Source organism: Flavobacterium succinicans (assembly GCF_001662485.1).
Lineage (GTDB): Bacteria > Bacteroidota > Bacteroidia > Flavobacteriales > Flavobacteriaceae > Flavobacterium > Flavobacterium succinicans_A.
This window is the reverse complement of sequence record NZ_JMTM01000065.1, coordinates 125,309-139,117: the sequence shown is the minus strand read 5'-3', so window position 1 is coordinate 139,117 and position 13,809 is coordinate 125,309. Positions and strand designations below refer to the sequence as shown.

The 13,809-nt window shown below is 35.6% G+C and carries 11 protein-coding genes; 4 read left to right on the top strand and 7 right to left on the bottom strand.

Annotation, left to right across the window (positions count from 1 at the left end; all coding sequences use genetic code 11):
- The first annotated feature begins 660 nt into the window (after positions 1 to 660).
- Positions 661 to 2,883 (top strand): amidohydrolase, encoded by a 2,223-nt coding sequence (locus FLB_RS12120; RefSeq protein WP_064716217.1) that lies wholly within the window; start codon positions 661 to 663, stop codon positions 2,881 to 2,883.
- A 786-nt stretch (positions 2,884 to 3,669) separates the two neighbouring features.
- Here FLB_RS12120 and FLB_RS12115 read toward each other — a convergent pair.
- Complete coding sequence (locus FLB_RS12115; RefSeq protein ID WP_064716216.1) at positions 3,670 to 5,577, bottom strand: SPFH domain-containing protein; 1,908 nt, start codon at positions 5,575 to 5,577, stop codon at positions 3,670 to 3,672.
- Positions 5,578 to 6,022: 445 nt separating this feature from the next.
- Between FLB_RS12115 and FLB_RS12110 the strand changes: the two genes are divergently transcribed.
- Positions 6,023 to 7,135 (top strand): ATP-binding protein, encoded by a 1,113-nt coding sequence (locus tag FLB_RS12110; RefSeq protein ID WP_064716215.1) that lies wholly within the window; start codon positions 6,023 to 6,025, stop codon positions 7,133 to 7,135.
- 57 nt (positions 7,136 to 7,192) lie between these two features.
- On the opposite strand, the gene FLB_RS12105 is transcribed toward FLB_RS12110, so the two are convergent.
- From FLB_RS12105 to FLB_RS12080, 6 genes are all read right to left on the bottom strand, one after another.
- Positions 7,193 to 9,220 carry a M3 family metallopeptidase gene (locus FLB_RS12105; protein WP_064716214.1) on the bottom strand — a complete coding sequence of 676 codons (2,028 nt, stop codon included), beginning with the start codon at positions 9,218 to 9,220 and terminating at the stop codon, positions 7,193 to 7,195.
- An 81-nt stretch (positions 9,221 to 9,301) separates the two neighbouring features.
- Positions 9,302 to 9,787 (bottom strand): 5-(carboxyamino)imidazole ribonucleotide mutase, encoded by a 486-nt coding sequence (gene purE, locus FLB_RS12100; protein WP_064716213.1) that lies wholly within the window; start codon positions 9,785 to 9,787, stop codon positions 9,302 to 9,304.
- Positions 9,788 to 9,893: 106 nt separating this feature from the next.
- Positions 9,894 to 11,048: a 5-(carboxyamino)imidazole ribonucleotide synthase gene (locus FLB_RS12095; RefSeq protein ID WP_064716212.1), complete on the bottom strand. Its 1,155-nt coding sequence runs from the start codon at positions 11,046 to 11,048 to the stop codon at positions 9,894 to 9,896.
- A 48-nt stretch (positions 11,049 to 11,096) separates the two neighbouring features.
- Positions 11,097 to 11,522 carry a type II toxin-antitoxin system VapC family toxin gene (locus tag FLB_RS12090; protein WP_064716211.1) on the bottom strand — a complete coding sequence of 142 codons (426 nt, stop codon included), beginning with the start codon at positions 11,520 to 11,522 and terminating at the stop codon, positions 11,097 to 11,099.
- Entirely contained in the window at positions 11,512 to 11,760 is a 249-nt protein-coding gene (locus FLB_RS12085; protein WP_064716210.1) for a DUF6364 family protein, read from the bottom strand. Before FLB_RS12085 ends, FLB_RS12090 begins: the two co-directional genes overlap by 11 nt.
- A 66-nt stretch (positions 11,761 to 11,826) precedes the next feature.
- Positions 11,827 to 12,372 carry a hypothetical protein gene (locus tag FLB_RS12080; RefSeq protein WP_064716209.1) on the bottom strand — a complete coding sequence of 182 codons (546 nt, stop codon included), beginning with the start codon at positions 12,370 to 12,372 and terminating at the stop codon, positions 11,827 to 11,829.
- A gap of 99 nt (positions 12,373 to 12,471) precedes the next feature.
- Here FLB_RS12080 and hpt point away from each other — a divergent pair, with 99 nt between their 5' ends.
- Both hpt and FLB_RS12070 read left to right on the top strand, forming a co-directional pair.
- The gene (hpt, locus tag FLB_RS12075; protein WP_064716208.1) at positions 12,472 to 13,002 is read left to right on the top strand and encodes a hypoxanthine phosphoribosyltransferase; all 531 of its coding nucleotides are present in this window, start codon (positions 12,472 to 12,474) and stop codon (positions 13,000 to 13,002) included.
- 70 nt (positions 13,003 to 13,072) lie between these two features.
- The gene (locus tag FLB_RS12070; protein WP_064716207.1) at positions 13,073 to 13,645 is read left to right on the top strand and encodes an adenylate kinase; all 573 of its coding nucleotides are present in this window, start codon (positions 13,073 to 13,075) and stop codon (positions 13,643 to 13,645) included.
- Positions 13,646 to 13,809 lie beyond the last annotated feature (164 nt).

The following is a 13,809-nucleotide window of genomic DNA, read 5'->3' as shown; positions in this document are numbered from 1 at the left end:
TAATGTCCCAGTACTTTTTTTTATGTATAGTTAAAATGACAAATTGTTGAGTTTATTATTGTTTTTACTTATACAAGCGAATTGAAATAGTACACTTCATCGGTGTGATAGACCATAACTTTTAGAGTCTTGTGCTAGAAAGGGGAAGCCTGCACGTGCAAGGGTTTTTTAAAATTATTGAGAAGTAAAGTTATGTACTTATTTTAATTTTTTGCGGACTAATGTGTTCCTGATTTACCATTAAAATTTTAGTCAAGCCATTCTTTTGTTATAATTATTTAGGATAGACATATCTCCGAGTAATAATTTTAAGCTCACCTCGTGTATTGAAATAGCTGTTCCATGACATTTTTTTATTTTAGGCTTGACTTCTATTTTAATTTTAGGCTAGAAAATAAAATGAAAGCTAGCAAAATATATTTTCAACATTAGTTTCTAATTAATTTTCTCAATAAAATAACTTGTATGTGTTTACATGATTTATAAAACGTTATTTATTGAAGATGTATTAGACAGAAATGATAAATCTAACAGTGGAACAGAACCCATTTAAAAAAACGACCCTTTCTGTAAAGGTTAATTGCAGGGGCGGAATTTGTTTTCGCGTTAATTTATATTAGTTACATTTTCTTGAATAATAACAAACTAAAACTATTCATTATGTCAGACACGCATAACCATAACCATGAAGATTGTATTGGCTGCGGTTGTTACAACCCAGCTTTTGATTTACTCTTAAATACTACCAATTCCAACGAAACAAAAGACGCACGCGCTGAAAGTGTTCAAGAGAATGAGGTACCAAAGTCAATGATATTTTACAACGGCATCATTTATCCTGTACAAAGGAAAGATGAGAATGAAAAGATCGTTGATGTCACAGATCCAGATTTCTATTACGAGGCCATGAGAATAGATAACGGAATGATAACATGGCTTGGAACGAGTGAAAAGGCTAAGAAAGAGGCTGATGACGAAAAGATAGATCTACAGGATTTAAATGGAAAAACAATCCTCCCAGGACTTATAGAGCCTCATTGTCACATTGTACCGAGTGCTGCTGGCGATTTTGGAAAATACCCTGTTCCATTGTCGAAAGAATGGGGTGACAAAATTTGGAAAAATTACTCGCCTTTTGATAATCAATCTGATCCTCTTGATCCTGATCCTCATTATCCTCAATGTCTCAAACCAGATTATACACGAGAGAATTTATTAAAAGATGTTATTGGCGATGCAAAAAAAATTGCGGAAAAAAATAATAAACTTAGCTATTTAGAGAAAAAAAACGGTCCGTATTGGCTCTTGGGCCTTGGTGTCGACCCTTCACTAATGTATGAGGTTTATCCAGAGAAACATTGGACAATTGACAATTGCGTTGACTCTTCTTTTTTTAGAGAGGTAGACCTTGACTTCGAAAGAAGTACACCGAGCCTTGCAGTACCCCCGATATTGTTGATGAGCGCATCCGGACATACCGCTTATGTGAACAAAATTGCGCTCAGTCTTGCTTATAGTCTCGAGAAGGAGAAGCCTACTCCAGGATTTTTAGAAAAATACCCAACTGAGGAAAAATATGTGATAAACGAAAATTGTGTCCTGCAAGAGATGGCTCAGATGACACCCGTAATGAGGGCAATTTGCAAAACTCAACTCAAAGATCTCAAGGATGGTATAGAGGGTTCAATTAATGATTACATTAAATCTGCAAGAAAGTTGGGGGTCACCATGGTGTATGATGCGGGAATGCAACAAGATTGGGCGAATGCCTATTTTTTTAAAGATGGTACTCCAATAAACCATGGGATTCGCATTGGGATGTCTCTTCCGTATGGAATTGAAAATAAATTTGAAAAAGCAAATGAAGATCTAAAAAAACAATTCGAAGATTTTGATTCTTTTCAACCTCCTACGGAGAAGACAATAAACGGATATTGGGGAAGTATAAAAATCACCTCGGATGGGTCCAATCAAGGACTTACAGGATATCAAAGTTTGAATTACGTTTGTCCTTCTCTCCCTGATCCAAATGAAAAAGGAATATATAATTTTCAAACGCAGGCTAAGCTTGACCCTCTTTCTGTTGATACTCTCAATGATGGAATAAATCATAACAATAGTCTCGTAAAGGCAATTGTAAAAGAAGGTTGGCCAATATTGATCCACGCCAATGGGAATCAAGCGATAGACTACACAATCAATGCATACAAAGAATCACTTGGTACACCTCCAACAAAGGAAGAGATGGAGGAATTCCAAAATAAGAGAAATCGTATTGAACATTGTTCATTATTGAATGAGCAGAATTTGAAGGATATGAAGGAATATGGGATTCAACCAAGTTTCTTAATTGGCCATGTGGGGTACTGGGGCTATGTATTCGATAAGTACATTTTCCCAAAATCGCAAACAGTCAATTCAGCAGCTGAACATCTTGACTTGTGCAAATCGGCCTTAGATCATTCACTGCGAATTACGCTGCACAGTGACAATGCGGTAACGCCATTGGGTCCGCTTAGATATATGGAACAGGCAATTACACGAATTATGGAAGGCTCGGAACAGGCAAAGGATTACTATACGAACCTGAAAAAAAAGAGTGGAGACAAACCAACAAACACTGTTTTTAAAGATCTTCCAGTTTTGAATGAATCAGAAAGAATAACTGTAATGCAAGCTTTAAAAGCAGTAACACTTGATGCAGCATGGCAGTGCCAAGCAGACCATTTGGTAGGGTCTTTGTTGCCTGGAAAACTTGCCGATTTCATTATTTTGGAAAAAAACCCTATGCTCATGGATACGCCAGAGAAAGCCTACCTAAACATGAGAAATATCAAGGTACTAGAAACGTGGGTAGGCGGAGTTCAATACAAGAATGGATAAAATTGGATTTGAGATAAATCTTGTATTTTAGATAAACACTAGAGAGGTATTTCAGAGTACCAAAAGGCCTCATTTTGCGCTCAAATGTTGTCAATTACAAAAAAAATACAACCCGATGGCGCAGTTTTGTCTTCAATCTAAAGGTTAGCACAGGCATTTGTCTGTGCACACAACAGTGAGCAGAAATTTAAAGTAAAAAAGTTGTAGTTGTAAAAAGGCTACAACTTTTTTGTTTAATTTTAAAACAAAAACGGCAACAAAGTATAAAGCAATACTGATGAAGCCTATTTTGTAGCCATAACAACGTAGACTGGATGTATTTACGAGGTTAAATCAAAAAAATAATATAATAAAGCATTGCAATATTATCAAGAAAACAAAGGGTTAGAGATTTATGGGTATCATGCAGAACACATTTTTAGCAATAAAATAATAGACCTGTAAAGTTATTTACTTGTATAATGTTTCAATGTTTAGTGGGTAAATTAAAACCATTTATCAGTTCATTAACAAGTTAGGGGTATCAAAATCCATTTGACGTTATAATTTAGAATCCAAAGAAGGAGGGAATTTAAACGATAAGCAAACATCTTTACACCTCTAATCATCCTTAATAAAGATCGGAGAACCTATTATATTGGCAAAAAGAAGTGTTTTTTTTTTTTTTAGGTTACAATAAAGCTGCCTTATTTTTTTGGTAAATAAAAAATCCGAAGCATGGCTTCGGATTTTAAGATAGAGCTTCAAAACAATGAAGTTTTATGACTAAAATTTAGCGATTAATAATTACTTTTTAGGAGCTGGTTTGTCGGTTTTGGCATCCATCATTTCCATTAGTTTCATACCTAGTAAGCCGCTGATTCCGCCTTCAGAACCATTTGTTCCTGAAATTAAGACATCAGGAATTACTTTGATATTTCCTTTTCCAATTTCTTCTGTAATTTTATATTTAGTAAAGTTATCACCGCCCATAGCTGATACCTGTAATTGATACGCTTCAGCTGTAGATTGACCTATAGCCTTGATTTTTTCAGCTTCTGCTAAACCAGTTTTAGAAATTTTTTCAGCCTCAGCACTTGCATTTAATCTTGTAGCTTCTGCTTGTGCACCAGCTCTTGCTTTTGTGGCTTCAGCTTCTGCATTGGCACGCATTTTAGTAGCCTCAGCTTCTGCATTTACATTAAGTTTCAAACTTGTAGCGTCTCCTTCTGCTTTTTTTACTGTCGCATCAGCCGTTCTTTGAGCAATTTCAACGCTTTGCGAAGCTTTTACAATTTCTTTTTGCATATCAGCAATAGCAGTTTCTTTTTCAACACCTTGACGTTGTTCTTGTGCCATTCTTTGGGTTTGATAGGTTTTTTGTTCCTCTTCCGCAATTTTTCTGTCGGTCAATGTTTTCATTAAAGAATCTGGAGGAACGATATCCCCAATTAAGGTATCAACTGCATTTACGTTGTATTCATCCAATACTGCTTTGATATGGTTTTTAGCTGATTCTTGACGCTCTTTACGAGTACTTAAGAATGAAATTACATCGCTATCTTGTGCTGAGTTTCTAAAATAGTTACCGATAGTTGGTTCCAAAACTTGTGATACTAAGTTGGTCATACTACCAAAACGTGCAATAACTTTTGGTGCTTCGTTCGCGGGAACGTGAATAATTTGTGCTACATCCAAATTAAAAGGGAAACCATCTTTTGAACGAACGGTAATTGTTGATAGATTCTTGTCAAGGTCGTGGGATTCACTTCTAGCATTTGCCCAGTTTAAGACTAGGTTTGTTGTTGGAACAGGCTCAAGTTTTGTTGTGTATTTATTCAAAGCATATTTACCTGGACCAAACGGTTCCATCCAAACACCACGTTGCCCTTTTGACACAATATTACCGTGTTTGAAGGTGTCACCTGTAACATCTTTTCCGTCTTCACCGATATAGGAAATCACTACTCCAACATAACCAATTGGCACATCTGTCATTGGGTTTTGTTCTATTTGAATCGCCCAAGTATTGATGTAGTAAGAACCTGCCAGCATTACTTGAGGTTGCAAACCACGATTTCCACCTTGCTCTAAGAAATAGTCAAAATCTTGAAAATTATTGTGACCATCTACATATTTACCTGCAATTTGTCCTTGTGGAATTGGATCACCATCTAAGGCGGTTACAATTCCAACCATGTTTTCAAAAATCTTTATTTGTTCGGCAATTACAATTTCGAACAAAAAGGTATTGATACGATAAGATCCAGTAGTTATAAAAGCGGATTGTCTTCCTTTTTGTCCACCATTAGTTAAGAAAGCAGTAGCGTCTTGAAAGTTGTCGCTATCTACTTTTCTTGCAAGGATGCGTCCCGTTGGGATTTCTTTACCATCTTTACTCAACACTAATCCAATTTTTCCTTCAGGGATGATAGTAAATGGAGTCATATCTACTGAAAATTGCCAAATCCACATTCCCCAATACAAACCTGGAGCGAGCGTTTGTGCTTGAAACCCTGCTTCGCCTTTCGTGGCTATAATTCTTCCGTCAGGCAATGATTTGTCCGCACCAAAGAGCACGAATTTTTTGGTTACTAATCCAATTTTGTCCTCGGGAACGATTACCATTCCAAAGAAAACTCTTAAAACAAATTTGTAAAGAACGATGGATAATACTAGTAAAAATACCCACCAAAAATCTAGAATTGCAGTCATTATGAAATATTTTTTTGATTATTACTATGTTTGATTTTTGTAGATAATGACTATAGAAAAATACTGTAATTTCCTTTTTTAGTTTCTGAATTCAAATTATATAAGAAAATTGAAATCCCTTTTTGAAGTTACAACAGCCCTGTGTTATTTTAGAATATCGTTATGGTATAAAATCTCTAATTATACGGAAACACTTATTAATTGTTACAAAAAAATAATAAATATTTTAGAAAATAAAAAAAACGAAATTTTCATTATCACTTTGTTTTGATTCTTAACTTGTGCTTTTCAATTATTCTGGAGTTTTATTTTGTTTTGCCGATTTTTGGGTTGATGTTGCAATTATTTATTTTTAAAAGATAATAATTGGTGAGTATATTCACTAAATAACATAATAATTGGTGAATAATTAATTATTTTATTACATTTGATTAAAATTAATGTTATGATAACTAGGAGTTTAATAGAGATAATAAGAAATCGGCTCAATAAAGGAAAAGCTATTGTTCTTGTTGGACCAAGGCAAGTGGGAAAAACTACCTTAATTAATGAGTTGCTAAAAGGTGTTTCGTATTTGTTTTTGGACGGAGACGACTCGGTGATAATGGATACTTTGGCAAATGCCAATACCGAAACACTAAAAAGTATTATTGGTGACTACAAATATGTTTTTATCGATGAAGTACAACGCATTCCGAATATTGGTTTGAAACTAAAAATTATTGTAGATCAAATCAAGGATGTTCAAGTTATAGTGAGTGGTTCTTCAGCGTTGGATATTCATAATTTGACTCAAGAACCGCTTACAGGCAGGAAATTTGAGTTTCAAATGTTTCCAATTTCTTGGGCCGAATTCGAGAATAATGTGGGCTATATTAAAGCAAAACAACAACTCGAACTCCGATTGTTATATGGTATGTATCCAGACGTAATTAATAATTTTGGAAACGAATATGAAATTCTAAAGAACTTGGTTTCAAGTTATTTGTACAAAGATATTTTGGCTTTGACAGGCATTCGAAAATCAGAGGTGTTAGAGAAGATTCTTCAAGCTTTGGCGCTTCAAATTGGGAATGAAGTGAGTTATAATGAACTTGCCCAGTTAGTTGGTGTTGATAAAAATACGGTAAGCAGTTATATCGATTTGCTTGAAAAGAGTTTTGTGATTTTTAAATTAAATAGTTTCAGCCGAAATGTTCGAAATGAAATAAAAGCCAATCGAAAAATCTATTTCTACGACAATGGTGTTCGGAATATGCTGATAGGAAATTTTAATTTTTTGGAATTCCGACAAGATAAAGGTGCGCTTTGGGAAAATTTCCTTATTTCAGAACGTATGAAAGTATTGAGTTACCAAAACAGTATAGCGAAACCTTATTTCTGGCGAACCACACAACAGCAAGAAATTGATTATGTCGAAACGGTTGCTGATGATGTGAATGCCTATGAATTCAAATGGAAAGCCAAAAAAGTGAAATTGCCCAAAACTTTTTCGGACAACTATAAAGGAAGTTTTGAGATTATTACTGCAGATAATTTTAGGGAGTTTTTGAAATAAAAAAACCGAAGCATTGCTACTTCGGAATTTTCTTTGAATTCTAAAATCTGCAATCTTTTACAGCAACCCCGCTCTTTTCAAAAGCGCATCAGCCTTTGGTTCTTGCCCTCTAAAGCGTTTGTAAAGTTCCATTGGTAATTCGGTGCCGCCTTTTGAAAGTACGTTATCTTTGAATTTTGTTGCAACTTCTTTATTGAAGATGCCTTTTTCTTGAAAATAAGCAAACGCATCGGCATCGAGCACTTCGGCCCATTTGTAGCTATAATATCCAGAAGAATAGCCGCCAGCAAAAATATGGGAGAAGGAAACCGACATACAATTCTCAGCTACATCAGGATATAAAGAGGTACCTTCAAAAGCCGTTTTTTCAAACGCTTTTATGTTAGTAATCGCGCTTGGATTGTTACTATGAAAGGCCATATCTAAAATACCAAAACTCAATTGGCGTAGCGTAGCCATTCCTTCTTGGAAACTGGCGCTTTCTTTTATTTTATCTACATATTCTTGTGGAATAATTTCGCCAGTTTCATAATGTTTGGCAAATAAAGCCAGCGCTTCAGGCTCGTAACACCAGTTTTCCATCACCTGACTTGGTAATTCTACAAAATCCCAGTACACAGAGGTTCCTGACAAACTTGGATAAATAGTATTGGCCAACATACCGTGTAATCCGTGACCAAATTCATGGAATAAAGTCGTTACTTCATTAAAAGTTAGTAATGAAGGTTTGGTGGCGGTTGGCTTGGTGAAATTACAAACATTAGAAATGTGAGGTCTTTCGTTGCTACCGTCTTTGATGTATTGCGATTTGAAAGAAGTCATCCAAGCGCCGTTTCGTTTGCCTTTTCTTGGGAAAAAATCCGCGTAGAAAATAGCTACGAGTTCGCCAAATTCATCTTTCACTTCATAGGTGGTTACTTCTTCGTGGTATTTATCGATATCGAAAATTTCTGTAAAGGTTAGTCCAAATAATTTATTGGCAATGGTAAAAGCTCCGTTCAAAACGTTTTCTAATTGAAAATAAGGTTTTAGCTTTTCGTCATCCAAATTGAATAATTTTTGCTTCAATTTTTCAGCATAATAAGCACCATCCCATTTTTCTAATTGTTCTATGCCATCTAATTCTTTGGCGAAAGCCGATAATTCAGCAAACTCTTTTTCAGCGGCTGGTTTGGCTTTGGTCAACAAATCATTCAAAAACGATTTGACTTTGTCAGGATGTTGCGCCATTCTTTCTTCCAAGACAAAATGAGAATGCGTTTCATATCCTAATAAATTAGCTCTTTCAAAGCGTAACTTGGCAATTTTCAAAGCAATTTCTTGATTGTCGAATTCGTTATTTTGAAAGGCTTTTTTACCAGCAGCGATTGCTATTTCTTTGCGTAATTCACGATTGTCGGCATAGGTCACAAACGGAAGGTAACTTGGGAAATCCAACGTAAAAATCCATCCATCCAAATCCTTGCTTTTGGCCAATGCACTCGCCGCTTCTATAGCACCTTCAGGTAAACCTTTTAAATCAGCTTCATTAGTTAAATGCAATTGGTAGTTGTTGGTTTCGGCCAAAACATTTTCACTGAAAGTCAGTTTGAGTTTAGCTAATTCCGTGTCAATCTCACGTAATTTTAGTTTGTCTTCTTCCGAAAGCAAGGCGCCATTTCGAGAAAAACTTTTGAATTTCTTGTCTAACAATGTTGCTTGTTCGGGCGATAAATTCAAGCTGTCTTTTTGCTCGTAAACGGTTTTTATTCTTTGGAATAAAGCTTCGTTTAAGGTAATATCATTGCTGAATTCGGTCAACAAAGGCGAAACTTCTTGGGCGATTTTTTGCATCTCATCGCAAGTTTCGGCCGAATTCAAATTAAAAAAAATAGACGATAAACGGTCCAAAGCATTTCCTGAAAAATCCAAGGCTTCGATAGTGTTTTCGAAAGTCGGAGCTGATGGATTGTTGATGATGGCATCAATTTCCGCTTTTGCCGCAGCAATATTCTCGATAAATGCCGGTTGGTAATCCTCCAATTTTATCTGAGAAAAGGGTGCGGTATTGTATTTCGTTTTGAAGGTAGAGGTTAAAATTTCCATATTTACCGAAGGGACAGGTCGCGACCTGTCCGTACTTTTATTGATTAATAATTTAAAATAACCGATTTGTTCGTCAGTTATCTATTTTTTCAATCCTTCGGCCGCTTTGTTTACGGCATCTTTCAATCCTTCTTTATAAAGGACGATTTTATCTAAAACGCATTTATCAGCACTACCGATGATTTGAGCAGCCAATAATCCAGCGTTTTTTGCACCGTTTAAGGCCACAGTGGCAACTGGAACACCACCTGGCATTTGCAAAATCGACAATACAGAATCCCAACCATCAATAGAATTGCTTGATTTTACAGGAACACCAATCACTGGAAGTGGCGACATCGAAGCTACCATTCCTGGTAAATGCGCGGCTCCACCAGCTCCTGCAATAATCACTGAAATACCTCGTTTGTGAGCGTTTTGGCTAAAATCAAATAATTTTTCTGGTGTTCTGTGAGCCGAAACAATATCGACTTCTACTGCTATATCAAATCCGTTTAGGATATCGATGGCGTCTTGCATTACAGGCATATCTGATATACTGCCCATTATTACTGCTACTTTGCTCATTGTTTTACATTTAAAGATTTAAAAATTAAATGATTTAAAGATTTTGGAAAGATAGAACTTTATGGTTTTACCAATTTTTTAATCTTTAAATTATTCAATCTTTTAATTATTTAGAAATCACTCTTATCGTATTCTTTACCTCCTCAGCAATTCTTCTTGCTTCGGTCATATTTTCATTGGCAATGGTCACGTGTCCCATTTTTCTGAAAGGACGGGTTTGTTTTTTACCATAAATATGTGGGGTAACGCCATTCCAACCTAAAATCGTTTCGATGTTTTCGTAAACCACATCTCCTGAATGCCCTTCGGCACCTACCAAATTGACCATAATTCCAGCTACTTTACTATCGGTATTGCCTAAAGGTAAATCCAAAATGGCACGCAAATGGTTCTCAAATTGCGAAGTATAACTCGCTTCAATGCTGTAATGACCTGAATTGTGCGGACGAGGGGCTACTTCGTTTACTAGAATTTCGTCGTCTTCGGTTTGAAACATTTCAACCGCCAAAAGACCTACGTGGTTAAATTGTTGCGAAACATTTAATGCAATAGCTCTCGCTTTTTCGGCTACTTTTTCATTGATTCTGGCGGGACAGATTACATATTCTACCTGATTGGCTTCGGGATGAAATTCCATTTCGACTACAGGATAGGTTTTGATTTCGCCTGATGGATTGCGGCAAACGATAACGGCCAATTCGTTTTTGAATGGAATCATCGTTTCGGCAATGCATTCTACATTGGGTAACAAATCCAAATCCGAAGCTTTTCGAACCACTTTTACGCCGTTTCCGTCGTAACCAAATTCAGTACATTTCCACACAAAAGGTAATTCAACTGCACTCGATTTTACAGCCAATTGTAAAGCATCAAGATTTTCAAATCGAGTGTAGGGAGCGGTGGGAATAGTATGTTGAGTGTAAAAATCTTTTTGTACGCCCTTGTTCTGAATCAAACGCAAAGTTTTTGGAGATGGATAAACTTTTTTGCCTTCATTTTCTAGTTTTTCTAAGGCTTCTAGATTTACCAATTCGATTTCGAAAGTCAGCACATCGACTTGTTTTCCAAAGTTGTACACTGTATCAAAATCCATCAAATCGCCTTGGAAGAATTGGTTACAAGCGATTTTGCAAGGTGCTTCGTCGCTAGGGTCTAGTACATAGGTTTGAATGTCGAATTTTCGAGTGTCAAACAACAGCATTTTGCCTAATTGTCCGCCACCTAATATGCCTAGTTTAAAATCAGAAGAAAAATAATTCATTTTTTAGTTATTGTTTAGTAACGATTAAATGCATTCGCTTCGCTCGTGTTATTTGGTAATTATATTTAAAAATTCGTCTGGAGTGAAAACACTAATCTCTGAAAATTTAAAATCTTTCAAATCTCTAGTGATTATGCAATCCATTGTATTTATTGATTGTGCTGTGATAATTTGTATTGCATCTTCAAAATCTTTGTGACTGGATTTGAGGCTTTTTTTTAAAATAGATTCTGTTACAGCAATTATAGAAATAGTGTCTAATAAATCTTCAATAATAGAACGTAATTCTTTTTCGTCAACTACCCTTTTTGCGATATAGTGCATAGTGGCAATAGAGTGAGAGGAAGAATACATTTTGATTTTATGGCGTTCACAATAATCGAAAATTAAAATAACATTCTTTGAAAAGGGTAATCTATTCGCAACGATGTCCACTAAAATATTGGTGTCAAGAAAAATATTTTTAAAACCCATATTTCTCTTTGTAATGTTCTTCTTTTGCTTTGTCTAAGTCAAAATCGGGTGGAAGTGTAATCCTGCCAATCAGTTTTTTTACTTTTGGGTGAATGTCTTCTGCCGTTTCTGATTTGTCGGTAAGGTTTTTGAAATAATTTTCTACCAATTCAGACAAACTTCTCCCCGTTTTTTTAGCATACAATTTTGCATCTTCTATAACGGTTTTTTCTAACGATAATGTGAGTTTGGTGTTCATATACGTATAGTTTTTGCAAATGTACGGATAATTTTTATTTCGTTTATTTCCGAAAATAGAAAAACGCTACTTTATTTTCCTCAAAATCTCTCTCGAAACGGCCTTGTAGGCTGCGGATTGAGTGGGATAGTCTTTTTCGATGATAATTTGTAACTCGGGATAAATCCAATCATTCGATTTTCCTAAGACAAATAACGTGCGAATACAATAGCATTTGGCCGCTACTTTAGTATCAGAAATCAGCCAATCAAAGCAGCATTCCGTTATTTGCTCTATTTGATTTGGGCTTAGTTTTATTGTTTTCTTTTTGAAATGATTTTCAACCAATAACTGCAATACTTTGGCGACTGGACGAATCGCACTTTCATTATTGAGTTGATTTAAATGCGAACAAAAAAAATCCAAATGCGGTTGCAGCCATTCTAATTGATTATAAGCCACTTGTTCCAAAACCCAACAGGCTTTGTATGACTTTTCATCTTCAGTAGCAAAACAAAGTTGTAATAATGTTTCAAAATGTGCGGGATGGTTCAAAACAAATTGTGCAGCAAGTACTCTTTTGTCGCGGTAACCACTTACATAATCTAGATGGGACAACAGTTCAGCGCTCATTTTGGATGGTTTTAATTTTAAAAATACAAATTTAAAATCAATTGTGAATTGTCAAACCCGAATTCTGTATCTTTGTGCATTATTTTAAACCTAAAAATAATGATACAACTTCACGATAAACAATTTGTTCCGTTTATTTCTGCGAACGAAATTGATTTTGCTATTACCAAATTAGCCGCTCAAATTCAAGATGATTTTGCTGATGAAACTCCTGTTTTTGTTGGAGTTTTGAATGGGTCATTTATGGTGGTTTCAGATTTGATGAAAAAATACAAAAAACCTTGTGAAATCACCTTCATTAAGATGGCTTCCTATGAGGGAACGGCCTCTACTGAAAATGTAAAACAATTAATAGGTTTGAATCAAGACCTTTCAGGTAGGTCAGTTGTGATTCTCGAAGATATCGTAGACACCGGAAATACTTTGGTAGAACTAAAAGAATTGTTCAAAAGTCAAAATGTTAAGCATTTGAAGATTGCCACCCTTTTCTTCAAGCCAGAAGCCTACAAGCAAGATAGTAAGATTGATTATGTAGGGATCCGAATTCCGAATAAATTCATCGTTGGCTATGGCCTTGATTATGATGGGTTGGGTAGAAATTTACCCGAAGTATATCAACTAAGTGAATAACTAAAATTAACTATAACTAATTTAAAGGTAATCTTTAACCACAAGCTTACCACTTTTTAAAATTACAAAAATGATTAACATTGTTTTATTTGGGAAACCAGGTGCAGGAAAAGGAACTCAAGCAGAATTCCTAAAAGAAAAATACCAATTAGTTCATATTTCAACAGGAGATGTATTTCGTTATAACCTGAAAAATGATACCGAGTTAGGAAAACAAGCTCGTGTTTACATGGACGCAGGAGATTTAGTGCCAGATGAATTAACCACCAAAATGCTAATTGACGAAGTAAATAAGCATTTGGATGCCAAAGGAATTTTATTCGATGGCTACCCAAGAACCATTTCTCAAGCCGAAGCATTAGATGCATTTTTGCCAACTATCGGTAGCCAAGTAACTGCGACTGTCGCACTAGAAGCTGATGACGAAGTACTAGTGGCACGTTTGCTTGAAAGAGGAAAAACGAGCGGCAGAGTAGACGACCAAGACGAAGAAAAAATCAGAAACCGTTACCAAGAATACAATGAAAAAACAGCTCCTTTAATGGATTACTACAAGGCACAAAACAAATTTCACGCTGTAGATGGTATAGGAAGTATTCAAGAAATTACCGAAAGACTTACACAAGTTATCGATAATTTATAGAAGCATTTCCAGCTGTACGTTACAAGTCCTCCTCTCCTTATCTGTTTTTGTAGAGCATCGCCCAAGCTTCTTTTAGTCGCTTAGCGCTACTCACAAAAAACTAGACAACGAGAGTCCGGGCTTTCCACTGCCATCTGGGCTAAAAAGAAGTTTAACTAACAAAC

Coding starts and splice junctions, on each gene's coding strand:
- FLB_RS12120 (WP_064716217.1), top strand. CDS start 661: ATGTCAGACACGCATAACCATAACCATGAAGATTGTATTGGCTGCGGT.
- FLB_RS12115 (WP_064716216.1), bottom strand. CDS start 5,577: ATGACTGCAATTCTAGATTTTTGGTGGGTATTTTTACTAGTATTATCC.
- FLB_RS12110 (WP_064716215.1), top strand. CDS start 6,023: ATGATAACTAGGAGTTTAATAGAGATAATAAGAAATCGGCTCAATAAA.
- FLB_RS12105 (WP_064716214.1), bottom strand. CDS start 9,220: ATGGAAATTTTAACCTCTACCTTCAAAACGAAATACAATACCGCACCC.
- purE (WP_064716213.1), bottom strand. CDS start 9,787: ATGAGCAAAGTAGCAGTAATAATGGGCAGTATATCAGATATGCCTGTA.
- FLB_RS12095 (WP_064716212.1), bottom strand. CDS start 11,048: ATGAATTATTTTTCTTCTGATTTTAAACTAGGCATATTAGGTGGCGGA.
- FLB_RS12090 (WP_064716211.1), bottom strand. CDS start 11,522: ATGGGTTTTAAAAATATTTTTCTTGACACCAATATTTTAGTGGACATC.
- FLB_RS12085 (WP_064716210.1), bottom strand. CDS start 11,760: ATGAACACCAAACTCACATTATCGTTAGAAAAAACCGTTATAGAAGAT.
- FLB_RS12080 (WP_064716209.1), bottom strand. CDS start 12,372: ATGAGCGCTGAACTGTTGTCCCATCTAGATTATGTAAGTGGTTACCGC.
- hpt (WP_064716208.1), top strand. CDS start 12,472: ATGATACAACTTCACGATAAACAATTTGTTCCGTTTATTTCTGCGAAC.
- FLB_RS12070 (WP_064716207.1), top strand. CDS start 13,073: ATGATTAACATTGTTTTATTTGGGAAACCAGGTGCAGGAAAAGGAACT.